The organism is Marinomonas sp., assembly GCF_965225885.1.
GTDB lineage: Bacteria > Pseudomonadota > Gammaproteobacteria > Pseudomonadales > Marinomonadaceae > Marinomonas.
The window spans coordinates 3,487,643-3,509,996 of sequence record NZ_OZ245329.1; the positions used below are offsets into that span (position 1 = coordinate 3,487,643).

The 22,354-nt window shown below is 41.7% G+C and carries 23 protein-coding genes and 1 pseudogene; 6 read left to right on the plus strand and 18 right to left on the minus strand.

Going from position 1 to position 22,354, the window contains the following annotated elements; genetic code table 11:
- Positions 1-2: 2 nt before the first annotated feature.
- Positions 3-2,081 (minus strand): annotated as a pseudogene (locus tag ACO05V_RS16585) (type I secretion system permease/ATPase); the annotation flags it as partial.
- 75 nt (positions 2,082-2,156) lie between these two features.
- Here ACO05V_RS16585 and ACO05V_RS16590 point away from each other — a divergent pair.
- The gene (locus ACO05V_RS16590) at positions 2,157-3,368 is read left to right on the plus strand and encodes an IS256 family transposase (protein ID WP_338269659.1); all 1,212 of its coding nucleotides are present in this window, start codon (positions 2,157-2,159) and stop codon (positions 3,366-3,368) included.
- Positions 3,369-3,375: 7 nt separating this feature from the next.
- Here the strand turns inward: ACO05V_RS16590 and ACO05V_RS16595 are convergent, their stop codons facing one another.
- Positions 3,376-3,615 (minus strand): hypothetical protein, encoded by a 240-nt coding sequence (locus ACO05V_RS16595; RefSeq protein WP_421853984.1) that lies wholly within the window; start codon positions 3,613-3,615, stop codon positions 3,376-3,378.
- Between the two features lie 145 nt (positions 3,616-3,760).
- On the opposite strand from ACO05V_RS16595, the gene ACO05V_RS16600 reads away from it, so the two are divergent.
- Positions 3,761-4,132: a hypothetical protein gene (locus ACO05V_RS16600; RefSeq protein ID WP_421853987.1), complete on the plus strand. Its 372-nt coding sequence runs from the start codon at positions 3,761-3,763 to the stop codon at positions 4,130-4,132.
- A gap of 57 nt (positions 4,133-4,189) precedes the next feature.
- Here the strand turns inward: ACO05V_RS16600 and ACO05V_RS16605 are convergent, their stop codons facing one another.
- The 5 genes from ACO05V_RS16605 to ACO05V_RS16625 are packed head-to-tail and all read right to left on the minus strand — an operon-like array spanning position 4,190 to position 8,538.
- A complete protein-coding gene (locus tag ACO05V_RS16605; RefSeq protein WP_421853990.1) occupies positions 4,190-6,139 on the minus strand; it encodes a bifunctional diguanylate cyclase/phosphodiesterase in 1,950 nt (649 codons plus the stop codon).
- Between the two features lie 10 nt (positions 6,140-6,149).
- Entirely contained in the window at positions 6,150-6,839 is a 690-nt protein-coding gene (locus ACO05V_RS16610; protein ID WP_421853993.1) for a transglutaminase-like cysteine peptidase, read from the minus strand.
- Positions 6,840-6,846: 7 nt separating this feature from the next.
- Positions 6,847-7,140 (minus strand): DUF1244 domain-containing protein, encoded by a 294-nt coding sequence (locus ACO05V_RS16615; RefSeq protein ID WP_421853996.1) that lies wholly within the window; start codon positions 7,138-7,140, stop codon positions 6,847-6,849.
- A gap of 42 nt (positions 7,141-7,182) precedes the next feature.
- Positions 7,183-7,782 carry a tRNA-uridine aminocarboxypropyltransferase gene (locus ACO05V_RS16620; protein ID WP_421853999.1) on the minus strand — a complete coding sequence of 200 codons (600 nt, stop codon included), beginning with the start codon at positions 7,780-7,782 and terminating at the stop codon, positions 7,183-7,185.
- Between the two features lie 30 nt (positions 7,783-7,812).
- Positions 7,813-8,538, minus strand: a complete 726-nt coding sequence (locus ACO05V_RS16625) for a pyridoxine 5'-phosphate synthase (RefSeq protein ID WP_421854002.1) — start codon at positions 8,536-8,538, stop codon at positions 7,813-7,815.
- 411 nt (positions 8,539-8,949) lie between these two features.
- Here ACO05V_RS16625 and ACO05V_RS16630 point away from each other — a divergent pair, with 411 nt between their 5' ends.
- The 3 genes from ACO05V_RS16630 (at position 8,950) to ACO05V_RS16640 (ending at position 10,681) form a co-directional block, all read left to right on the plus strand.
- Positions 8,950-9,624, plus strand: a complete 675-nt coding sequence (locus ACO05V_RS16630; RefSeq protein WP_421854005.1) for a DNA-3-methyladenine glycosylase I — start codon at positions 8,950-8,952, stop codon at positions 9,622-9,624.
- A gap of 34 nt (positions 9,625-9,658) precedes the next feature.
- Positions 9,659-10,300 (plus strand): DsbA family oxidoreductase, encoded by a 642-nt coding sequence (locus tag ACO05V_RS16635; RefSeq protein ID WP_421854008.1) that lies wholly within the window; start codon positions 9,659-9,661, stop codon positions 10,298-10,300.
- Between the two features lie 186 nt (positions 10,301-10,486).
- Entirely contained in the window at positions 10,487-10,681 is a 195-nt protein-coding gene (locus tag ACO05V_RS16640; RefSeq protein WP_421854011.1) for a (2Fe-2S)-binding protein, read from the plus strand.
- Between the two features lie 13 nt (positions 10,682-10,694).
- Here the strand turns inward: ACO05V_RS16640 and bfr (ACO05V_RS16645) are convergent, their stop codons facing one another.
- The 3 genes from bfr (ACO05V_RS16645) to parC form a co-directional block, all read right to left on the minus strand.
- Positions 10,695-11,159 (minus strand): bacterioferritin, encoded by a 465-nt coding sequence (gene bfr, locus ACO05V_RS16645; RefSeq protein WP_421854014.1) that lies wholly within the window; start codon positions 11,157-11,159, stop codon positions 10,695-10,697.
- An 11-nt stretch (positions 11,160-11,170) separates the two neighbouring features.
- The gene (gene bfr / locus ACO05V_RS16650; RefSeq protein ID WP_421854017.1) at positions 11,171-11,644 is read right to left on the minus strand and encodes a bacterioferritin; all 474 of its coding nucleotides are present in this window, start codon (positions 11,642-11,644) and stop codon (positions 11,171-11,173) included.
- A gap of 122 nt (positions 11,645-11,766) precedes the next feature.
- Positions 11,767-14,064: a DNA topoisomerase IV subunit A gene (gene parC, locus ACO05V_RS16655; protein WP_421854020.1), complete on the minus strand. Its 2,298-nt coding sequence runs from the start codon at positions 14,062-14,064 to the stop codon at positions 11,767-11,769.
- A gap of 184 nt (positions 14,065-14,248) precedes the next feature.
- On the opposite strand from parC, the gene ACO05V_RS16660 reads away from it, so the two are divergent.
- Complete coding sequence (locus tag ACO05V_RS16660) at positions 14,249-14,986, plus strand: hypothetical protein (protein WP_421854023.1); 738 nt, start codon at positions 14,249-14,251, stop codon at positions 14,984-14,986.
- Positions 14,987-14,992: 6 nt separating this feature from the next.
- On the opposite strand, the gene ACO05V_RS16665 is transcribed toward ACO05V_RS16660, so the two are convergent.
- From ACO05V_RS16665 to ACO05V_RS16700, 8 genes are all read right to left on the minus strand, one after another.
- Complete coding sequence (locus ACO05V_RS16665) at positions 14,993-15,175, minus strand: GNAT family N-acetyltransferase (RefSeq protein WP_421856999.1); 183 nt, start codon at positions 15,173-15,175, stop codon at positions 14,993-14,995.
- Positions 15,176-15,181: 6 nt separating this feature from the next.
- On the minus strand, positions 15,182-15,880 hold the full coding sequence (locus ACO05V_RS16670; protein WP_421854026.1) for a ribosomal-protein-alanine acetyltransferase: 699 nt from the start codon (positions 15,878-15,880) through the stop codon (positions 15,182-15,184).
- Positions 15,881-16,235: 355 nt separating this feature from the next.
- The gene (gene aguB, locus ACO05V_RS16675; protein ID WP_421854029.1) at positions 16,236-17,114 is read right to left on the minus strand and encodes an N-carbamoylputrescine amidase; all 879 of its coding nucleotides are present in this window, start codon (positions 17,112-17,114) and stop codon (positions 16,236-16,238) included.
- 48 nt (positions 17,115-17,162) lie between these two features.
- Positions 17,163-19,067 carry a biosynthetic arginine decarboxylase gene (speA, locus tag ACO05V_RS16680; RefSeq protein ID WP_421854032.1) on the minus strand — a complete coding sequence of 635 codons (1,905 nt, stop codon included), beginning with the start codon at positions 19,065-19,067 and terminating at the stop codon, positions 17,163-17,165.
- A 154-nt stretch (positions 19,068-19,221) separates the two neighbouring features.
- On the minus strand, positions 19,222-20,181 hold the full coding sequence (gene lipA / locus ACO05V_RS16685; protein ID WP_421854035.1) for a lipoyl synthase: 960 nt from the start codon (positions 20,179-20,181) through the stop codon (positions 19,222-19,224).
- A gap of 1 nt (position 20,182) precedes the next feature.
- Positions 20,183-20,827 (minus strand): lipoyl(octanoyl) transferase LipB, encoded by a 645-nt coding sequence (gene lipB / locus ACO05V_RS16690; RefSeq protein ID WP_421854038.1) that lies wholly within the window; start codon positions 20,825-20,827, stop codon positions 20,183-20,185.
- Positions 20,828-21,133 (minus strand): YbeD family protein, encoded by a 306-nt coding sequence (locus tag ACO05V_RS16695; protein WP_421854041.1) that lies wholly within the window; start codon positions 21,131-21,133, stop codon positions 20,828-20,830.
- Positions 21,134-21,158: 25 nt separating this feature from the next.
- The gene (locus tag ACO05V_RS16700) at positions 21,159-22,307 is read right to left on the minus strand and encodes a D-alanyl-D-alanine carboxypeptidase family protein (RefSeq protein WP_421854044.1); all 1,149 of its coding nucleotides are present in this window, start codon (positions 22,305-22,307) and stop codon (positions 21,159-21,161) included.
- Positions 22,308-22,354: the final 47 nt, after the last annotated feature.

Genomic DNA, 22,354 nt, shown 5'->3' on the forward strand with positions numbered 1-22,354 from the left:
TATTAACTGACCTTCAACTTGCCTTGACGAAGCGCTTCATGCACTTGCGCTTTTGGACCATCAGCAATCAAGCGACCATTATCCATAACGATAATACGGTCAACCATGTCTAGCATAGAGGCCTTATGTGTAATCAGAATAAGGGTTTTGTCTTTCACCCCTTCTATTAAGCGGCGTTTCATTCGTGCTTCTGTGGTGTTGTCCATCGAAGCTGTCGGCTCATCCAAAATCAAAATAGGTGGATCAAAAAGTAGTGCCCTTGCGATAGCAATACTTTGTCGTTGGCCTCCAGATAACAAAGCACCACGTTCACCTACAATGCTGTCTAAACCACTCGGCTTACGATTGGCAAATTCAGACACACCAGACAAATCTGCCGCTCGAATAATGGCATCGTCTTCCATATAAGGAACACCCATTACGATGTTGTCTTTGATAGAGCCGTAGAATAAATTCACATCTTGCGATACTGAGCCAATGTTTCGACGCAAATCAGTTGGGTTTACTTGGCGCAGATCCACACCATCAATTCTTATTGCGCCGCTATCTGGCGTATAAAGCCCGGTCATTAATTTACCAAGGGTCGATTTACCTGAGCCAATTCGACCAATAATGGCGACTTTTTCGCCATGCTTAATATTAATATTTATAGCACTGACTGCGGCTTGTTCTTGATCAGGATAAGCGAAGTTAACCGCTTCAAATTGAAAATCACCTTTAAACACTGGGCGATGAACAAATTTAACGTCATCAGGATTTTCAACTGGCGAAGACATGATTTCGTTTAAAGAAGTAAACGCGGATTTTGCTTGGTTATAGCGCGTCGCTAAGCCAGCCACTTGCGCCATAGGGCCAAGCGCCCTTCCGGTCAACATAACAGATGCCACCAATGCGCCCATACTCATATTGCCTTCAGATATTTGATACACCCCAACAATAACAATAATAACGGTCGTTAGCTGCTGAGCCACCATTGCAAAAGAAGACGATGATTGTGACAGCTGACGAGTTTTCACTCCCCAATCAGCAATATTACCAACGGCATTTTCCCACTGTTTCTGCATCACGCCTTCGGCATTATTAAGCTTAACGCTTTCCGCGTTATACAAACTTTCAATCAAAACCGCATTTTTTTGTGATGCCGTTTTTTGCCCCTCTTCGATAGATCGACGTAATGGAATTTGAATGACGACGCTGTAAAGGATGATCAGCGCAATGGTGACAATGGGAATATAACCAACAGGACCGCCGATTAGCCAAATCACGCCAATAATCAAAAACATAAAAGGAATATCAACCAAGGTGGTGATAGACGCCGATGTGATGAAATCTCGAATACTTTCAAATTCTTGTAAGTTCTTAGCAAAAGCCCCAACAGACTTAGGTCTCGATGCCATGGTGATGTTATTTACTCTGGAAAAGATAGCCGCTGATATCAAGATATCGGATTTTTTACCAGCAATGTCGATGAAATAAGCTCGCAAGGTTCGTAATAAGAAATCGAATAAATATACAACAACTGCACCGATGGCCAACACCCAAAGCGTGTCAAAGGCGTTATTCGGCACAACCCGGTCATAAACGTTCATAACAAAAAGAGGGCTGGCGACCGCGAAAATATTAATCAATAAAGACGCAATAAATACGTCTCGATAAATTCGCCAAGAGCCCGAAATTGTCCCCCAGAACCAATGCCCTTTTTTGCCTTCTTTTTCGTCGCTTTTTTCAGAGCGTTTATCAAATTGATACAAAGGGCGAACAAAGAAACAATAGCCAGTACAAGACTCGGCAAGTTTATCGATAGAAAGCGTAATTTCCCCTTCACCCGACTCTGGTCGAAGGATTTTTGCAGTACCTTGCTTTTTATCCAATTCAAGCAAAATACAGGCTTGCTGATCTTTTAGCAGCAATACTGTAGGCATGACCATATCTGGGATTTTGGAAAGAGATCGCTTAACAAAGCGTGTACTAATACCAATACGCTTAGCTGCGCGCTGAAAAAGTTCTGGCGTCATGGCATTGTCGGTAATAGGTAAACCAGCAGCAATGCCATCAGAAGTATAAGGATTATAAAAATATTTACGAGACTGTAACTAATTTTGTGTAACTACCTATCACAACATATTCTATAGAGAATTAAGGATAGGTAGATGCAAATGAACCAAAAAGAACTGGAAGCCTTCGCAAAAGAAGCCGCCAAAGGCATTAAAACGCCTGAGGATCTTAACGAATTTAGCCAAATGCTGAAGAAGATTACCGTTGAGGCGGCCTTGAATGCAGAGATGGATGAGCATCTGGGTTACGAGAGACATCAAAAATCCTCGTCAACCAACAGTCGTAATGGTAAGAACAGTAAGCGTATTAAGACGGAAGATGGTGAGTTTGAACTGGATACGCCTCGTGACCGCGAAGGTTCTTTTGAACCAAAGCTGGTCAAAAAGCACCAATCCCGCTTTACTTCCATGGACGATAAAATCCTATGGCTCTACGCGCAAGGTATGAGCACCCGAGACATCGTCAATGCCTTCGATGAATGGTACGGTGCTGAGATATCTCCGACACTGGTATCACGTGTTACCAACGCGGTGATCGAGCAAGTAACTGAATGGCAAGCACGCCCCTTGGATGCCATCTATCCCATTGTGTATCTTGATTGTATTGTGTTGAAAATCCGCCAAGATAAGCGTGTTATCAATAAATCGATTTTCTTGGCACTCGGTATCAACACCGACGGTCATAAAGAACTCATGGGCATGTGGATTGCTGAGAACGAAGGGGCTAAGTTCTGGCTAAACGTCCTCACTGAGCTTCAGCAGCGTGGTGTAGAAGATATTCTCATCGCTTGTGTTGATGGTCTAAAAGGCTTCCCAGAAGCCATCAATGCCGTTTTCCCACAAACCAGCATTCAACTGTGTATCGTGCATATGGTACGCAACTCATTGAAGTATGTATCATGGAAAGACTACAAAGCGGTGACGGCGGACTTAAAGCAAGTTTACCGCTCTGCAACGGAAGAAGAAGCCTTGTTGGAGTTAGATCGTTTCGCAGGCGTCTGGGACGATCAATACCCGCAAATCACCAAATCGTGGCGCAATCACTGGCATAATCTTAATACACTGTTTAGTTACCCTGACGATATCCGCAAAGCGATCTACACAACGAACGCTATTGAATCACTGAACAGTGTCATCCGTAGAGCCATTAAAAAACGTAAAGTCTTCCCAAGCGACGATTCTGCGAGGAAAATGGTTTATCTTGCCATTAGAGAGGCCAGTAAAAAATGGACAATGCCCATTCAAAACTGGCGCCAAGCGATGAGTCGATTTATTATTGAGTTCGAGGAGCGACTCGAAAAGCACCTTAACTAAATGGTAGTTACACAGAATCTGTTACAGGGTCATATTTACTTAATAGCACTAAGCAATCTAACAGAGGGTTAGGATATTCTAACGAAGCACCTTGTGTATTCCACTGATCCGCATTCTCTTTAGAACTCTCTTCATTTTTTGCATCCGCCTCCCCCTCGTCTGATTCATTAGTGATTTCATTTTCTTCATACGAATCATTTTCTGAAGGTGACGAAGAGTTCTGTTCTGAACGACCAGAGTCAGACATACTCTATATTCTCCTAAAACTGCCGAAAATCTGTTTATTTACAAACAAATAACCTACTAATTATGGTCTAGAATAGTGTTTATTAAGTAATATGTGAAGCGAACTTACTGCCTTACTACAAATTGAAACACAGAAGGAAAACAACATGCTATACGCAAAAGTCAATGACAATGGTGTAATTATTGATGTCGCCACATCTCAATCAGATGAGTTCAAATTACTGGTTGCACCAAATGATCCGACGGTTGCTAGCATATTAGAAAAAAAGTTCACCACTGCCAGTACCAGCACCCAAGAAATATTGGAAAGTTCAGATGCTGAAATGATGAGGATACTTGAAGATCTTGTCGATTTATTGACAGAAAAAAGACTGATTCAATTTACCGAATTGCCATTAGCGGCACAGAAGAAATTGCTTGGTAGAAAATGGGTGCGTGGCGTACACAGTAACCATGACGAAGGCTTAATGACGGATAGCGGTATTGCCGAAGGCGACGACGAAGACGTGTTGATCTAAAAGGACGCGTTGATTTAACACTCCTCACTTTGCAAGCAAGATAAGTAGTCATAACACCTACATATCTTGCGCACGCCCAATCAGGAAGCCTTGACCACCAGAAACATCAAAACGCTTAAGCGCAATCAATTGTTTCTCGCTCTCCACACCTGTCGCAATCACTTCAATATTTAAGCTATTAAACATTTTACATAAGGTATGCATGAAGAAAGATTCAGACTCTTTACCCGCAGCCATTCGTGTATAAGAAGAATCCACTTTGACATAATCTGGCATTAACGTTTGCAGATATTGAAAAGCTGAAAATTGCTTGCCCACATTATCAATGCCAAATAAAACATGCTGCGTTTTCAACATCTGCGCCAACTCATTGGCTTGTGCTTCTTCAATCAAAACACTCTGTTCTGAGATTTCAAACATCAGCTTATTTTTTACATCTGCACTAAGATGGCTTAACGTTTTACTCAACCACTCAATAAAAGCTGGCTTGGCGTAAGAGGAAACGGACAAGTTGACAGTTAATGGTACTGTTAACTGCCTCGACTTAATGTGCTCTATCACTCGACTAATTATGACTTGGTCAATTTGACTTCCTAAATCAAACTGTTCAGCCAAGCCAATAAAATAACCAGCATGATATTCTTTACCTGCGTGCTCCAAGCCCATAAAGACTTCTTCATGAAGAACTACAGGCAACTCATCCAAGGTCGTAACTTTCTGCTTCTTGAGCTTAAAGGATCGATGATGGATAGCAGATTCTAATATGTCTTTCCAAGCCGTTCTGCTAATGGCCATATTTTGGCCCATATTCAGATCAAACACTTTGCTCGTATTGCTGCCTTCCCGTTTTGCCTCACGCAAAGCTGCATCCGCTTGGGACATGGCACTTGAACGCTCTACTGAGCCATCTATAGTCACCGCACCAACATTAGCCACAGCAACAGAATAACTAATGCTGGCCGTATTCAATTCCATTAGCTCAGTCAGAATTTCATCGACTACTTTAGTAAGCTGACTGTGATCAAAATTAGGAATAAGTAGAACAAAATCCGCCCCAGATAAACGGGCTAAAGTAGAAAAAGAAGACAGCGTCGACACTTTTTTGGTTAAAATATCAGCGGCAGATTGGATAAACATATCCGCCGATTCATAGCCACGCTCATTATTTAACTTACCCAAATCCGCTAAACTAATCAGAACCAAACCATCTACGCCACGCTCTCTTTCAGCAAAATGTGATTTCATTTGGCTCTCAAAAAAATGCCGGTTGCCTAATCCACTAACCGGATCTTTAAAGGCTTTGGCTTGCAGCCATTGAGCCGTTTCAACTTCAGAAGCGAATTCTTTTTCTAGTTTCTCAGCCATCCGGTTCATTGATAAAACAACAGACTTTAATTCTCGTGTTTTAGGCACAGCAATGGTTTTAATAAAACGACGCTGCTGAATCGATTCTGCCTGTTTTTCAAGTTCAGCCAAAGGACGGAATAAATAACGTAACGCAAAACTACCGATAATAAGAGTGATTGCACCAATCACAAAAAATGACACCAGCAAATCTCTTGAGGCCAGCCAAAGCTGATTGTAACCATAGCCAGCACTGCCCGTTATGTAGACTTGCCCAAGCTCACTCCAACCATTTGAAATGATGGCTTTGGCCACGGGTACCTTAAAGTCAATTAGATCAATAAACCAGGTCGGTACACCGTCTATTTTGGTCTCATTGGAGCGAGTGATATCCTTATCTGTATCATAAACATGAATGCGTACTTCAGAAAAATAACCACTGTCGAACACAGCGTTAATGCTACTCTCAACGGATGCATAATCTTCTAAGGCCATAAAATCAGATACCGACATACTCAAGGATGTTGCTGAGTCTTGGGTCGTCGATTCCAACTGACCGATCAAATAACCTTTCGTGGTATTAAAGTTTATGACCATCACCACGGCAAGCATCAATGAGAATATGGCAATAATCGTCATCATTAATTGGCGGAACAGTGTCATCCAAGCTCTCCTAATTTGTCATCGTATTGAAACGATTATTTAAATCTGTCCACAAGCTCAATCTTGATGAGCCACCTACCAACACACCGCGCCCTTTCTCTTTTGAAAGCCACAAATTCTCTGCGTTAAACGAATAAATAGGCAAGAGATCATTGCGCTTTGACGCGGGTTTTAATTCTTTATCAAGATTATCAAGCAAGACAGGGATGGAAGTTGGTTTATGATAATACGCCAAGACCATATGGTGTTGATTAAGCTTCAAGGCTTTTACATACACGAGCCTTAGCTTTTCATCTGGTACTCCAAGTTCTCTAAGTGTGAAATATTTAGCAATGGTAAAATCTTCACAGTCTCCAGCTTGCATACCTAAAAATTCAATAGGCGTTGCCCAGTAATCTTCCTTTCCCCATAAGGTCATGTCGTCGACAAAATCCATTTGGTTAAAGAAATTATTTACTTGGGTGAGTTGATCAACAATAGGTAAAGACCGAGAGTCATCGATCAATTTTCGCCAAGCTAGAATACGTTTTTCTGCATTTGCACCATAAACTGAGGCGGCTTGTTTCGCTAACTTTCGATATTTATCTGACACATCAGCATACAACCAAAAGTGTGGCACAAAGCACATAATAAGAAGCACACAAACAAGGCGTTTGGTGCTTCTGATATGTGAAATAAACGAATCGAATCGTTTTTTCACTATAAAGTTACTTGTCAGACTTTGACTTTGCATTAAAAGCAGCCAGCTGCTCTGCGGTGGCTTCTGGTTGATACTTGGCTTTCCAAGTGTCATAAGGTTCGCCATAGACGAACTCACGTGCCTCATCGTAATCCACTTTCACGCCTTGCTGCTCTGCCTCTGCCATATACCATTTACTTAAACAGTTACGACAAAACCCAGCTAGGTTCATCAGATCAATATTTTGCACAGACTTATTGTCATCAAGGTGCTTCAAAAGACGACGCAGCACCGCAGCTTCAATTTCAGTTTGTTTGCTCATAATAATTTCAAATCTCTCTGTTTTCTTGTTATTCGGTCGCGATTAATCAATGTGTCGGTGACTCAAAGGCTGCTTGCGCCACTGCCATTCTTGCGCGGCCATCATAAACTCTCGTAGTGGTTTCATATTTTCACCAGTCACTTGCTCTATCGCATAAGCACAGGCTTCTAGAGTAGATAATGATTCAACACTGGGTGACTTGCGAATACTGTATTGCCCTACTGGCGGCTGTGAAAAACACACTGCGTTAAAAGCATGTAGCAAGGGTTCGGTGAAATACAGTTTCTTCGCCTTCCGCCAAGTCGCATCAAGTAAAATCAAGCCTTCAATTTCAGCTGCTGAATCAGCCTCTAGCGATTCAATAGACACAGCCTCATCAGATGGAAACACCAAACGCCATTTAGCTGGGTCTATTTTTCTAAGTGTACTCATCAGCACATCTTGATTTTCTGTCGAAATACACTCCACCGACGACAAACCTAAAGACAATAATGACACGGTGTTCTTCGCGTGTTGTGCTTCTTTAGGATCTTGTAAAATCAAAATAGTTAATCGTGTAGAAAGCTCAGGTATCCACTGACAAATACACTGATCAGCTAAAAAGAGACAATCATCACAATGTGTTCTTTTTGCACTTTTCATAATCGAGCTTCTTACTTAACCACTTATTTCTCAAGCCAATTTTTCAAGATACGCTTTGACCACGTTATTCCAACCAAGATCCAGCGCTTCAACTGTCAAGGCATGGCCAATTGATACTTCTATGATTCGACCTTGCTCACACAAAGCCTGAACATTATTTAAATCCAAATCATGTCCAGCATTCACTTCCAAACCAGCATCTAACGCAGCTTGTGCAGCGAGCTGATAAGTCTCAAGAACCTCATCAAACCCCTCTTTGCCAAACGCATTGGCATAGGCTTCTGTATAAAGCTCTACACGGTCAGCACCTACCTCTTTTGCTAAGGCCATGTTTTCAGGCTCAGGGTCCATGAACAAAACAACTCGAATGCCTTTTGCTTTGAGTTTAGCAATCACTGGACGCAATGCATCTTGATCACGGGCAATATTCCAACCATGGTCAGATGTCAGCTGATTTGGATCATCAGGTACCAAAGTACATTGATCCGGCTCGACTTCCAAAACAACGTCCAAAAACTGCGCATCAGGAAAGCCTTCAACGTTTAATTCCGCACTTGGAAAACGTTTTAACAGCGCCTTCAAATCGTGGACATCTTGATAAGTCGCATGTCGCTGATCAGGTCTTGGATGAACGGTAATGCCAAACGCCCCCAGCTCCAGTGTACGCTCCGCCATATCAATCATATTTGGATAATCTCTTCCACGAGAATTTCGAAGTAAGCTAATTTTATTCAGGTTAACGCTTAAGTGTGTCATTCAACTTCTCTCGACAGGGTCATTTATTGGCATTATAGGACAAACACATAGCGTCCATCACTAAAATACCAAACAAGTTATCCGCTCAGTCATTATCTAGGGAAGGTGCGAACAAGTCCTCTTGTCTCAGCATGTGGATAAAAGCCTGTTATTCGAGGCGAGTAGCGAATGTGAATAGTGGTTCTATTTTCGAGGTGCTCAACAAAGAATACAGGCTTTTAGGACATGCCCTGCGGGTCTTTCAGAGAAAACGCCACATGTCGTTGCGACTCTTTGAAAGGTACCTACATTCCTTCAGAGTCGCGCCTTATTTGACGATTTCTCTGAAAGACTGAGGCTTAGTAGACTTATTCGCACCTTCCCTAGAGCAAGGCTTATGATAAACTGAGCGCCACAAAATAGGAGTCCAGGATGAAATACGAACTCTTTCAATCCATTTACGATCGAGCCGCCCTTCGACATGGTGGCGCAAAACACCTTGAGACTATACTTTCGGTGCCACTGAGCCCAGCACAACTTAGTCAACACAGTGACGATAGATGGCTGGCGGCGTTCTCTCAGAAAGTCTTTCAATCTGGCATTAACTGGCAAGTAGTTCGCAACAAATGGCCCGGTTTTGAAACCGTATTTTTCGGTTTTGATATCGAAAAAATGCTACTCATCCATGATGAAATGTGGGAAGAAAAAGCCAAAGACGTACGAATCATTCGTAACTTTGGCAAAGTAATGACGATTCGAGAAAATGCATTAATGATCAGTGAGTGTCAGGCAACTCATGGTTCATTCGCTAACTTTGTTGCCAAATGGCCAAATGACGACATTATTGGTTTATGGGCTTATTTAAAAAAACATGGCGCTCGTCTTGGTGGCAATACTGGTCCCTATACATTAAGAGCAATGGGCAAAGACACCTTCATGCTCACCAGAGATGTTGAAGGCTATTTACGTCAACACGAGATTATAACCACTGGAAGAAACACCCAGTCCGCATGGAAAGTGGCACAAGCAGCATTTAATCATTGGCACAAAGAAAGCGGTCGCTCTTATACAGAAATTAGCCAGTGCATTGCATTGAGCGTCAATTAAACACTTTAAACTTTATTATTCTTTAGGAGAACACATGGCAGATCTTCGTATCGACATTATTTCAGATGTCGTTTGCCCTTGGTGCTATTTAGGTTATTCACGCCTTAAACAAGCCATTGAACAATTAGGTGATGACTATAAAATCGACATTCGTTGGCAGCCCTTTGAACTACATCCTGATATGCCGTTAGAAGGCGCTGATCGAGAAACTTACCTCGGCGAGCGATTCGGCAGTCCAGAAAAACTCAATGAAGCCACACACGCGATTCAACAAGTGGGAATTGAAGCAGGTATCCAATTTAATTTCTCAGAAAAAGACCGCATCCCTAATACCAAACTTGCCCACCAATTTGTGCTTGCAGCCACTAAATCTGGATTAGCGACACCATTTGTCTTGGCTGCATTCCATGCTTATTTTACGGACGGAAAAGACATAGGATCAAAAAGTATCCTTGAAGAAGTAGCAGTGAGTATCGGTATGCAAAAAGCTGATATTGAATACGCATTAAGCACAGAAGCTAAAACGCTAACTGAGAAAAAACTACAGCATTTACGTGGTTTAGAGATTAATTCAGTGCCGACTTATGTCATCAACGACAAATATATGGTTCAAGGCGCTCATGATCCAGAATCCTTCCTAAAAGTGCTTAACGATATCGCTGAAAAAGAGTTGTAACTCCTATCACTCAATCCTGATAACGATAAGACTAAAACGGTCATTTGGTCTTATCGTTAACGCTTCGAAAAAGCTCTAAAAAAAACTATCAAACCATGAAAACAGATAAATTTTTATCTATTGATAATCATTCACATTAAAAATAGAATCTCACAATCAGAATATTGGTGAGAGTGATTTTCATTTATGTACGTTTGTATTTGTAACCGAGTATCAGACAAAGAAATCAAGGCGTCTATTCAAAAAGGTGCCACTACCATGCGCGAGCTATACAAAGAGCACAGTATTGGTAGCCAGTGCGGAAAATGCTGCCAGTGCGCAAAAAAGCTACTAAACAGTGAGTTAATCAAAATTGCTGAAACCCAAGTTCAAGTAGCTTAATTGCAGCATTGAATTACATTTGAGATTGCAGGTAATTTTCAATGCCAGAACTGGCAATCAGGTGTTGCTGAGTTTCAAGCCAGTCAATTTGCTCTTCTTGTTCTTCTAATATTTTTTCCAGCGTATCACGACTCATAAAGTCTTTTTTCTGTTCGCATAAATTGATAGCTGCTTTAAGAGCTGGCAAAGTATCTAATTCGAACTCTAAGTTAGCCGAAATCATCTCTTCACTATTTTCCCCAATACGCAGACGACCAAGGTCTTGCAGATTAGGCAGACCTTCTAAAAACAAAACTCGCTCAATCAAACGATCAGCATTTTTCATTTTTTGAATGGAAGTTTTATAGTCTGCTTTATCAAGTGCACTAAAGCCAAAGTCTTTAAACATACGCGCATGAAGAAAATATTGGTTAATACCGACCAACTCATTGGCCAATACTTTATTCAGGTTGGCAACTACGTCACGATCCCCTTTCATAAAATCTCTCCTTAGTTACCCATCTGTGACTGGTAATAGTTCTGCATGCCAATTTTATCCATTAGGCCAAGTTGTTTTTCCAACCAATAAACATGGTCTTCTTCTGTGTCAAACAACAACTTTTCAAGGGTCTCACGTGTTTGATAATCGCCTTCTGCTTCGCACACGGCAATTGCTTCACGAACACAACTCACGACTTCCAGTTCCAGTGTCAAATCGTTACTCATCATAGAATGAACATCAGAACCAATTAATAAATCGCGTCGTTTAGTCATACATGGAACACCTTCCAAGAATAAAATACGCTTGATAAGCCAATCAGAGTGCTGAGTCTCTTCTTCCATTTCATGATTAAGGCGTTCATACAATTTGCTCAAACCCCAATCTTCATACATACGTGAATGAATAAAATACTGGTCAATGGCCGCTAATTCATTCGCTAAAAGCGAGTTCAAGCTATCAATTACTTTTTTACTACCTTTCATATTCTTCTCCTCTTATTTCAAGTAAGTCCATTTCACATAGTGAATACAGCACAGAATACCTGATTCATAAAAAACTAAAGTCTAGAACATATTTCCAGACTTTAGTTTTAGTTTACTATTTTTTAAAACAAGTCTTGGCTTGGCGGCTCATCCGTTTTGGTTACCTTGCCTTCACCTACTTTCACCTCAAGACTATCGATACGCTGAAATCCTCTAGGTAGCTTCAAGCCTCTTCGACCGCGCTCACCTAGATACTCTTCTAGATCTTTTTCGGTAAAGGAGATAAACCGTTTTCCAGCATACGCCGTCAACAGATCATTTGGTTGAACGCAAGCCAAGGCTATGACTAACTCTTCTCTGTCGGCAGCACGAGCACTTGGAATGCTTAGCATCTTGTTGCCCTTGCCTTTCGCCATTTGCGGTAGAGAAGCCACATCAAACGCCAACATACGACCTTCATTAGAAATAGCAACAACACGTCCAGACGCTGGATCTTTTACTGGAACCGGCGGCATGACTTGCGCGCCTTTCGGTAATGACAATGTCGCTTTGCCTGCTTTATTTTTAGCATACAGCTCTTTTAGCTGTGCAACAAAGCCATAACCCGCGTCACTTGCAATCAAGTAATGTGCCTCTTCGTTATCCAGTACCGCAGAGACAATAGTCGCGTCTTTTTCTAGTGAAATACGCCCTGTAATAGGCTCACCTTGACCACGAGCAGATGGCAAAGTATGCGCTTTGATAGAATAAGTTCGTCCATTAGAAGCAAGCAGAACAAGCGTTTGGTTCGAACGACCTTTAGTGCTAACTAAGAACTCGTCGCCAGATTTGTAGCTCAAACCATTTACATCAATGTCATGGCCTTTTGCGGCACGAATCCAACCTTGTTTAGAGATAACGACCGTAATTGGATCATTCGACAATAGGTCTTCTTCGCTGAAAGCTTGCGCTTCTTTACGAGCAACAATCGGAGTACGGCGATCATCACCAAAATCATCAATTGCTTCTTGAATTTCTTCAGTGATGAGCTTTTTCAACTTACGATCAGAAGACAACAGTCCTTCTAATTGCTTGCGCTCTTTTTCCAACTCATCTTGCTCACCCTTGATACGCATTTCTTCAAGCTTAGCAAGGTGACGCAATTTTAACTCTAGAATCGATTCGGCTTGCGCATCACTCAACCCAAAGCGAGTCATCAACTCTACTTTTGGTTTTTCTTCTGTGCGAATAATCTCGATAACTTCGTCGATATTTAAATAGGCAATTAACAAACCTTCTAAAATATGTAAACGGTTATTCACTTTATCAAGACGGAATTGCAAACGACGACGAACCACATCAATGCGGAAGCGCAACCATTCAGACAAGAAATTCTTCAAAGGCTTAACTTGAGGCAAACCATCTAAACCAATCACATTCATGTTAACGCGATAAGACTTTTCAAGATCCGTGGTCGCAAAAAGATGCGTCATGACAGAGTCGATATCAACACGGTTTGATTTCGGTACAATCACCAATCGAGTTGGATTTTCATGATCAGATTCATCACGTAAATCCACCACCATTGGCAGTTTTTTCGCCTGCATTTGCGCGGCAATTTGCTCTAATATTTTGCTACCAGACACTTGATGAGGCAGTTCATTAACAACAATCTCACCTTCTTCAATCGTAAAACGAGCTCGGGCTTTAATCTGCCCTTTGCCAGTTTCATACAGTCGAACAATGTCACTTCTTGGCGTAATAATTTCGCCACCCGTTGGAAAATCTGGTCCTTGGACAAAGTTAAGCAGGTCGTCTAATTCGGCATTTGGGTTATTAAGCAGGTGAATACAAGCGCCACCGATTTCACGCAAGTTATGCGGTGGAATATCGGTTGCCATACCAACCGCAATACCAGTCGTACCATTAAGCAATAAGTTTGGCAGACGAGATGGCAAAACTGATGGTTCTTGTAAGGTACCATCAAAGTTAGGCGTCCAATCTACGGTGCCTTGGCTGACTTCTCTCAACAAGACATCAGCGTATTTGGACAAACGAGACTCGGTGTAACGCATAGCAGCAAATGATTTTGGATCATCTGGCGCCCCCCAGTTACCTTGTCCATCGACAAGCGGGTAACGATAAGAAAAAGGCTGGGCCATCAGCACCATGGCTTCATAACAAGCACTGTCTCCATGAGGATGGAATTTACCCAATACATCACCCACGGTACGAGCGGATTTTTTGTATTTTGCGCTGGCTTTCAGGCCTAATTCGCTCATCGCGTAAATGATACGGCGTTGAACCGGCTTTAAACCATCACCGATATGCGGCAAAGCTCGATCTAAAATAACGTACATGGAGTAATTCAAGTACGCTTTTTCTGTGTAGTCTTTTAATGAAAGGGTTTCATTCGACTCGAAATTTGACAACTCACTCAAGGAAACTTTCCTTCTATAATCGTTTGCATGGACAAATTATCGGCACATGCGGATTTCATAAACCAATATGGGCTCAACTATAAAGAAACATCCCAACTCACTGCAACACTCCCGGTAAGATTATCATGGAAAGGTCGCTATTCTCGTGTTTCAATACGTTCGATAATTAAAAAGGTGGCTGCTGGTGAACTTATCTGATCAAAATACATTCGATCCAATAAACTATGGCCTTGGGGAATCCAGCAAGCACTTTATCATCCACCAACAAGATGATCTTTTTGTTGCACATGAGCATCTGTTTCAAACAGACATCCCTGCCCGTTTTTATCACCACCAGACTGATACTTTTCTCTTTATCATTAAAGGGGAATTATACTTACAGCAAAACGCGCTACAAAATCTACAAAACAATGAACAAGAAACCGCGCTAAAACAACACCAAGGAATATGGCTAAAAGCCCACACAATCAACAGCATTACTTTATTGACACCTGCAGTGGAGCTTTGCTTAATACGGCTAAAACATACAGATCAAGCAGAGCTGAATAGCTCGTTTAAAAAGATCTCTTCTGGAACGGTGGAATCAATCTTAGGAAGAAGTCATATTAAGACATGGCCACTCTGGCAGGGAGAAGCAGGGCAAATTGCATTAAAGCTGTATCCGCCTCAATTCAAAGAAACACTTTATTATCAAAAAACGGCCACTCAATACCTTCTTCCGCTGAACGGTACTGCCTTTATTTCAAACGAGAAAAAAGCCCCTAAAGCCTGCCCTAGTTATGGCAAAATAATTGCTCACAAAGAGCCAAGAGCCATTTTAAATCCTAGCAGCGAAAGCATTACTGTGCTGTCAGTTATGACAACACAAAACACCAAGGGACGCATTTTACTTCTGACAAAACCACAGAACAAAACACTATAGCCAACATTAACGCAGTACTAAAGCAGTGAGAATATGATCTTCCCATTGCCCGTTGATTTTCAAGTAATCCCTTGCGACACCTTCTTTATCAAAACCTAGTTTTTTCAAAACCGCTGCACTGCGAGCATTTCTTGGCATATAGCTGGCCTGAATGCGGTCAATATGTTGCTCTTTATGAAGATAATCTATTCCTGCTTACAAAACTTCCTGCATAATCCCCTTACCTTGCTCACTTTCTCGCAAACTGTAACCAAGATTACAGGCCTGAAAGACTCCACGAATAATATTCGAGTAATTACTATAAGCGAGCATTCTGTCTTCATTAGGTGACAAAAAACAAAAGACAATGCCTTTATCTTCTAAAAAATCACGACGCATTTCTCGAACGCGTAATTGACAGGTTTCGAGTGAATAGTAACCATCACTTCTCAACGGCTCCCATTGAGCAAGAAAATTTTTTTCCTGATTTATATAATCGTGCAAGAGAGGCGCTTGAGCTTCATCTAATATTTTCAACACGCCGCGCTCGGTAACAATCCGTGGGAAACGTGAAGCATGCAAACCTTGGTTAGAGTACTTAAATGACATGTCCTTCACCACTTCGAACAATTTTAATGAATATTCTTCATACCAAAAATTTTCACCAATGGATAAGGTTCTACGCTGTATATCGTGACTTAACCAATCCTCTGCAGCGGCTTTTGTTTGCCAATAAGTCATCAGCAAATCCATTTCTCCCGATCCATATTCAGCACCAAGATATCCAGGTTGGTCTTGTGCTAGTTCAAGCATTTTTTCTGCCATGATGCGATAAGTTAAGTCATTCAACATAAGTTTACTAGACAACATAATCGCAAAATAAGGCAATTTATTTGGGGAACTAAATACGTTCATTGATTCTCTAAAATAAATGGATGGATCTTTTAGCTAGGCATAGAGGCAAAATTATACTCGCATCCATTTAAAATCTCAAGCTATAGTTAATACCTAGTTTTTGGACAGATCTATACTGATGAGGACACGCTTTTTATTAAGCCTTGCAACCTAAAGCTCATACTTCGCTTTACATTGCCGTCAGAGTGTTTCTAAAAAACACATACATTGCACTATTTTTATAAATTCGCTTTAGGCTTCTAAAAGCCAAGTGCAAATAGATCTTCCTTATTGATATTTCCCCCCTTTGTATCAATAAGGATAAGGAAAGCTTTGTGCCCGCTTTATGCGGGCACTTTTTTGCCTTCTATCGACTCTACTTATCCCAAGTAATGCCAGCACCAGAAGTAATCGCTCGATATTGATCAGGGCGACGATCACGAAACAAACCAAAAGAGCGACGAGCTTTGCGAATAGCATCTAAGTCATACTCAGAGTACAAAATGGTACTTTCATCACGACTTGCAACACACTTCATTGCGCCCATTTCATCTGTCATGAATGAAGAACCATAAAACTGAATAAAGCTATTTTCACCCTCTTCACGACCAACACGGTTTGCCGCAATAACAGGAACCATATTCGCCGCAGAATGCCCTTGCATAGTTCTTTGCCAATGATCTTTAGAATCCCATTCAGGATAAGGAGGCTCTGAACCAATTGCTGTCGGATAGAAAATTAGCTCTGCGCCTTTCAGCGCTAACTCACGCGCTAACTCTGGGAACCATTGATCCCAACAAATACCACAGCCAATTCGACCGAACTGAGTATCCCAAACCTTCACGCCAGTATTACCAGGTGTGAAATAGTATTTTTCTTGGTAACCAGGACCATCAGGAATATGTGTCTTGCGATACAAATCCATCACATCACCATTGGCATCAATCATCACTAATGAGTTATAAAAGACATTGCCATCACGCTCAAAAAAGCTAATTGGCAAAACCACACCTAACTCTTTAGCAAGCTTACTCATTGTCTGAATAGCCAAACAATCGTTTACTGGCTGCGCCCAATCAAAATACGCTGGCTTTTGATCGATACAAAAATATGGTCCCATAAACAATTCTTGTAAAAGAATAATATTGGCCTGATTTGCCGCCGCTTCTCTAACTTGTGCAACGGCATTGTCTAAATTCGCCTGAAAGTCTGTACTGACCGCCATTTGAACGCAGGCCACCTTTACATTACTCATACTCACTACCTCCAAAAAATAGGTTGCGCCATAAGCACAAAGCTCGGCTTATACTTGTGTCAGATACGTCGTGCCTTCTAGCACTTTTTTATAGGTTGCCATTAGTGATACTTGCTCTTCTTGGCTTAGCGGACTGGCTGCCACCTTGTCCTGATAACGCTTCATCAGCTCTTGCTCATTATAGCTAACAGACTTAAGTACATCCTGAACACTATCACCTTTCAATACGTGATCAATTCTGAAACCATCCTCTGTTAAATAAACGTCAACAGAGCAAGTATCGCCGAATAAATTATGTAAATCTCCTAAGGTTTCTTGATAAGCCCCAACCAAGAAAAACCCCATCAAATAGTCTTCACCTTTTGGTGGCGGTGGTGGCAATGGCAAAGAAGACTCAATACCTTGCCCATCAACATAGCTATACAAACAACCATCAGAGTCACAGGTAACGTCTTGGATCTTACCTCTAAAAGAAGGTGCTTGATCTAAGCCTTGTAAAGGCAGCACTGGGAACAATTGGTCGATCCCCCACGCATCAGGCATGGATTGAAACACAGATAAATTAACAAACAACTTCTCTGCCAAGCGCTCGTTTAGTTCATCAATAACCGCACGGTGTCCTCTGTTACGATTGTCCAAACGCGGCAACAAATTACGACAAGCGGAAAGGAAAAGGTTCTCTGCTTGCGCTCTTTGCGACAAATTAAGCTGACCGTGGTTATATAAAGTCAAACTGTCATTAAAGTCATCCAACAAATCATGATAAATCTCGACTAAAGAGCGACTTTCTTCTTCATTTTCGCCCTTTAAGCTTTGATAAGACGCCCAAAGTCGTTGCAACTCTAACTCGCTGCCTTCAGCTGGCTCTTCAATTGGCAAGTGCTCAGCACCATGAGAGAAAACATCCGCAATCATCATGGCATGATGAGCTGTTACGGCACGACCTGATTCAGAAATCAAATGAGGGTGAGGAAGTTCGTATTGCTCACACACATTATGGAAAGCAAACACCACATTGTTGGCATATTCACCGATACTGTAGTTCGCAGAAAAGTCATTCTGACAACGAGTACCTTCGTAATCGACACCCAAACCGCCGCCAACATCAACCCATTTAACCTTAACACCCATTTGGTGAAGTTCAGCGTAATAACGAGCACACTCTTTTAAGCTGTTTTGAATATCTCGAATACGCGTGATTTGTGAACCTAAATGGAAATGAATGAGCTCAAGACAATGCAACAAATCCAATTCACGCAAGCGATCAATAGCTCGTAGTAATTGCGATGTAGTCAAACCAAATTTAGATTTTTCACCACCGCTGTTGCCCCAATGCGTTGTGCAAGTAGATGCCAATCGAATACGAATACCAATACGAGGCTGAACCCCAATCTTGTCGGCTTCTTCTAGAATCCAATCAAGTTCGTGCATTTTTTCGACTACGATAAAGACTTGATGACCCATTTTTTCAGCCATCAAAGCAAGATGGATAAACTCACGGTCCTTATAGCCATTACAAACTATGATGCCATCGGCGTTTTTATGCATGGCCAAAACGGCCATAAGCTCAGGCTTACTGCCGGCCTCTAAGCCAACAGTGGCGGCATTATCTGGCTGACAGGCCGCGATTTCTTCAACAACACGACGTTGCTGATTGACCTTAATCGGATAAACAATGGCGTATTGTGCCTGATAATCGTAATGCTCTATTGCTTGCTGAAACGAGTTGGTAATTTTCTCGATTCGCGAATGCAAAATATTAGGAAAACGCACAAGACACGGATATGGGATGCCTTGCTGTTTAAGCGCCACAGAAAGTTCAGTCAAATCAATGCTATTTTCTCTATCGGGTAATGCAATAGCACGTCCTTTATCATTGATTGAAAAAAAGCCACTACTCCAATGACTTACATTATAAAGTTCCATCGAATCTTTGATTGACCAAGGCTTCATATCATCTCCAAAAGTCTAAATAGCTGTAAATTAGCAGCGTTTCTAATAAGGTAAGTCATAATGAAACACAGACATATCTTTTAGGTTTAGCAAAAATAAAAAAAGCGGGGCTAAGAAACATCTTAACTAAGCTTTATTCTAACGAACGAACAAATTAAGAAACGTGTTCGCCATGTGCCTGCTTATCCGCGTGATAAGACGAGCGAACCAAAGGTCCACACGCCGCATGCTTAAAGCCTAACTCTTTTGCCACTTCTTCATAACGTGCAAATTCTTCTGGCGGTACAAAACGCGCCATTGGAAAATGATGTTTAGACGGTTGTAAATATTGACCAATGGTCAACATATCAACGTTATGAGCTCGCAAGTCTTTTAGTACTTCAACAATTTCTTCAAACGTCTCGCCCATGCCAACCATCAAGCCAGATTTAGTCGGCACATCAGGGCAGCGATCTTTAAAATTTTTCAAAAGATCTAATGACCATTGATAATCTGATCCTGGCCTTACCTGACGATACAAACGTGGAATAGATTCTAAATTATGGTTAAAAACATCTGGTGGAGCGATTGAAAGCGTATCAATAGCAACTTCCATGCGACCACGGAAATCTGGCACTAATGTTTCAATTTCAATATTCGGGCTTTCTGCACGCGTTTCTCTAATGCAATCGACAAAATGTTGAGCACCACCATCACGAAGATCGTCACGATCTACAGAGGTAATAACCACATATTTCAATTTCATATCACGAATAGCAGCCGCCAATTCTTTTGGCTCATCAACACTAAGTGGATTAGGACGACCGTGTGCAACATCACAGAAAGGACAACGACGAGTGCAAATTTCCCCCATAATCATAAAGGTAGCAGTACCATTACTGAAACACTCACCTAGATTTGGACAATTAGCCTCCTCACAAACAGAAGCTAACTTGTGCTCACGCAAAGTCGCTTTGATTCGAGCAATTTCTGGTGACGCTGGCATACGAACACGAAGCCAATCAGGCTTACGCGGAATTTCGTCAGTAGGAACAATCTTAACGGGAATACGCGCCATTTTATCGGCTCCACGTAACTTTTCCCCTTGGACAACGCGTTTGCGTTCTGCTGTCATTCTATTTCCACCCTTGTTGGATAGCCGGATAACTGTATCCGAGTTGCTCAGCCAGCTGATTCGCCAACTGAACCTTTACATTCGATAAAGTAGCGCCCTGCTGAAGACGCTTCATATCAACCATTTGTAAGCCTTGATAGCCACATGGGTTAATACGGTTAAATGGGGCGAGATCCATATCAACATTCAAGGCAAGCCCATGAAACGAGCAACCTCTACGTACACGTAATCCCAGTGACGCAATTTTTTGCTCATTCACGTAAACACCTGGTGCATCTGGTTTTGGGTATGCTTCTATTGAGTTCAACGCAAGAGCGCCAACCACAGAATTTTCTAGCACATTCACCAAATCTCGAACACCTATTCCTAGACGCTTTAAATCAACCATGACGTAGGCAACCAATTGCCCCGGCCCATGATACGTGACCTGACCACCACGGTCGACCTGAATAACAGGAATATCACCTGGAGCCAAAAGATGCTCTTCTTTACCAGCTTGGCCTTGCGTAAACAAAGAGGGGTGCTCTAACAACCAAATCTCATCAGCATCGTCTTTTGAACGAACTTGAGTAAATTGCTTCATCCGCTCCCATGTTTCGGCATAGTCAACAACACCCAAATCACGGCAAATTAAATCAAGTTCCATTTACATGACCATCTTAACGGCTTCGATTGACATTAAGTCACGATGCAAAGCCGATAATTGATCTTCACTTTGAGCCACAATACGAAAACTAAAGCTAATAAAACGCCCTTTACTGGAACGATTTGTATTTTCTGCAGCGGTATTCATCTCTGGAGCATGAACAAGCAAACGCTCTGTAATTTCGGTATGAATACCATCCACATCAAGTGACACCACTTTAATAACGTAGTTCTCACAAGGAAACTCTATTTTTGGTGCATCAACCGCTTTTTCTGCCTGATCACCGTCTTTTGTAATTAGCGCCATTAATCTACCATTTGCCTACTAAGGCTTAAAACAAATTCATAAAGAAGAGTTTAATTTTATCAAACATTCGCTTGAAGAAACCACCTTCTTCTACAGCTTCTAACGCAACCACTGGGCGCTCTAATAAAACATTACCTTCAGAACCCACAACAATTTTACCTAATACATCACCTACAGCAATCGGCGCCATAATTTCTTTCTGCATATCAAGCGTTGCAGGAATAGACGCGCCCTGTTGACGAGGCATTGTCACCAAAACATCTTCGGAAAAACCTACTTTTACATTAGGCTGGCTACCACCCCAAACACGAGCATTATTCACCACTTGACCACGGTTGTATAGTTTACGAGTTTCATAATACCTAAAGCCATAATCCAATAGTTTTTGGGATTCAACTGCACGAGCTGTGTCAGATTTAGTCCCCATAACCACAGTAATCAAGCGAGTTCCATTACGAACAGCTGATGCTGCCAAACAAAATCCAGCAGCTTCAGTATGTCCAGTTTTCATACCATCGACTGTTTTATCGCGCCATAATAGCTTGTTGCGGTTAGGCTGGCGAATATTGTTGTAGGTAAAATCTTTCTCGGAGTACATGCTGTAGTTATCTGGAAATTGCAAAATAGTTGCACGGGCCAACTTCGCTATATCATGCGCACTGGAGTAATGATCTTCTGCCGGAAAACCCGTTGCATTCACAAAGTGCGAATTCTTCATTCCAAGAAGTTGAGCATGTTGATTCATCAAATCAGCAAAAGCAGATTCGCTGCCAGCAATATGCTCAGCAGCAGCAACACTTGCATCATTACCAGATTGAATAATGATACCGCGCATTAAGTCTTCTAACTTAACTTGTGTCCCTTCTCGAATAAACATACGAGAACCTTCCATTCTCCATGCCTTTTCGCTCACATTGACCATATCATCCAATGATAAATTTCCGCGAGCTAGCTCGTACTCAATAATATAAGCCGTCATCAATTTCGTTAGGCTTGCCGGAGGCAAGGCCTGATCAGCATTGTGCTCAACCAAAATGTCGCCAGTATATGCATCCATAAGAATGTAACTACTCGCTGACAATTGTGGTGGCGTTGGGATTAATGAAGGAGCAGCAAAGACAGAGCCACTGACAAAACAAAATATTAGGGATAAAGTAACTAGGAGTTTTTTCATACTCAAAAATATCGTCTTCTTAAAAAATGTTAACAAATGATACTAGA

Bases quoted from the DNA above. Each gene is read 5' to 3' on its own strand.
- ACO05V_RS16605 (WP_421853990.1), bottom strand. From the start codon at position 6,139: ATGACACTGTTCCGCCAATTAATGATGACGATTATTGCCATATTCTCA.
- bfr (WP_421854014.1), bottom strand. From the start codon at position 11,159: ATGAAAGGGGATCGTGACGTAGTTGCCAACCTGAATAAAGTATTGGCC.
- ACO05V_RS16630 (WP_421854005.1), top strand. From the start codon at position 8,950: ATGAAATACGAACTCTTTCAATCCATTTACGATCGAGCCGCCCTTCGA.
- ACO05V_RS16670 (WP_421854026.1), bottom strand. From the start codon at position 15,880: ATGAACGTATTTAGTTCCCCAAATAAATTGCCTTATTTTGCGATTATG.
- ACO05V_RS16595 (WP_421853984.1), bottom strand. From the start codon at position 3,615: ATGTCTGACTCTGGTCGTTCAGAACAGAACTCTTCGTCACCTTCAGAA.
- ACO05V_RS16695 (WP_421854041.1), bottom strand. From the start codon at position 21,133: ATGGCGCTAATTACAAAAGACGGTGATCAGGCAGAAAAAGCGGTTGAT.
- bfr (WP_421854017.1), bottom strand. From the start codon at position 11,644: ATGAAAGGTAGTAAAAAAGTAATTGATAGCTTGAACTCGCTTTTAGCG.
- ACO05V_RS16590 (WP_338269659.1), top strand. From the start codon at position 2,157: ATGAACCAAAAAGAACTGGAAGCCTTCGCAAAAGAAGCCGCCAAAGGC.
- ACO05V_RS16615 (WP_421853996.1), bottom strand. From the start codon at position 7,140: ATGAGCAAACAAACTGAAATTGAAGCTGCGGTGCTGCGTCGTCTTTTG.
- lipB (WP_421854038.1), bottom strand. From the start codon at position 20,827: ATGGAACTTGATTTAATTTGCCGTGATTTGGGTGTTGTTGACTATGCC.
- ACO05V_RS16625 (WP_421854002.1), bottom strand. From the start codon at position 8,538: ATGACACACTTAAGCGTTAACCTGAATAAAATTAGCTTACTTCGAAAT.
- ACO05V_RS16700 (WP_421854044.1), bottom strand. From the start codon at position 22,307: ATGAAAAAACTCCTAGTTACTTTATCCCTAATATTTTGTTTTGTCAGT.
- speA (WP_421854032.1), bottom strand. From the start codon at position 19,067: ATGAAGCCTTGGTCAATCAAAGATTCGATGGAACTTTATAATGTAAGT.
- ACO05V_RS16620 (WP_421853999.1), bottom strand. From the start codon at position 7,782: ATGAAAAGTGCAAAAAGAACACATTGTGATGATTGTCTCTTTTTAGCT.
- aguB (WP_421854029.1), bottom strand. From the start codon at position 17,114: ATGAGTAATGTAAAGGTGGCCTGCGTTCAAATGGCGGTCAGTACAGAC.
- ACO05V_RS16640 (WP_421854011.1), top strand. From the start codon at position 10,487: ATGTACGTTTGTATTTGTAACCGAGTATCAGACAAAGAAATCAAGGCG.
- ACO05V_RS16635 (WP_421854008.1), top strand. From the start codon at position 9,659: ATGGCAGATCTTCGTATCGACATTATTTCAGATGTCGTTTGCCCTTGG.
- ACO05V_RS16600 (WP_421853987.1), top strand. From the start codon at position 3,761: ATGCTATACGCAAAAGTCAATGACAATGGTGTAATTATTGATGTCGCC.
- lipA (WP_421854035.1), bottom strand. From the start codon at position 20,181: ATGACAGCAGAACGCAAACGCGTTGTCCAAGGGGAAAAGTTACGTGGA.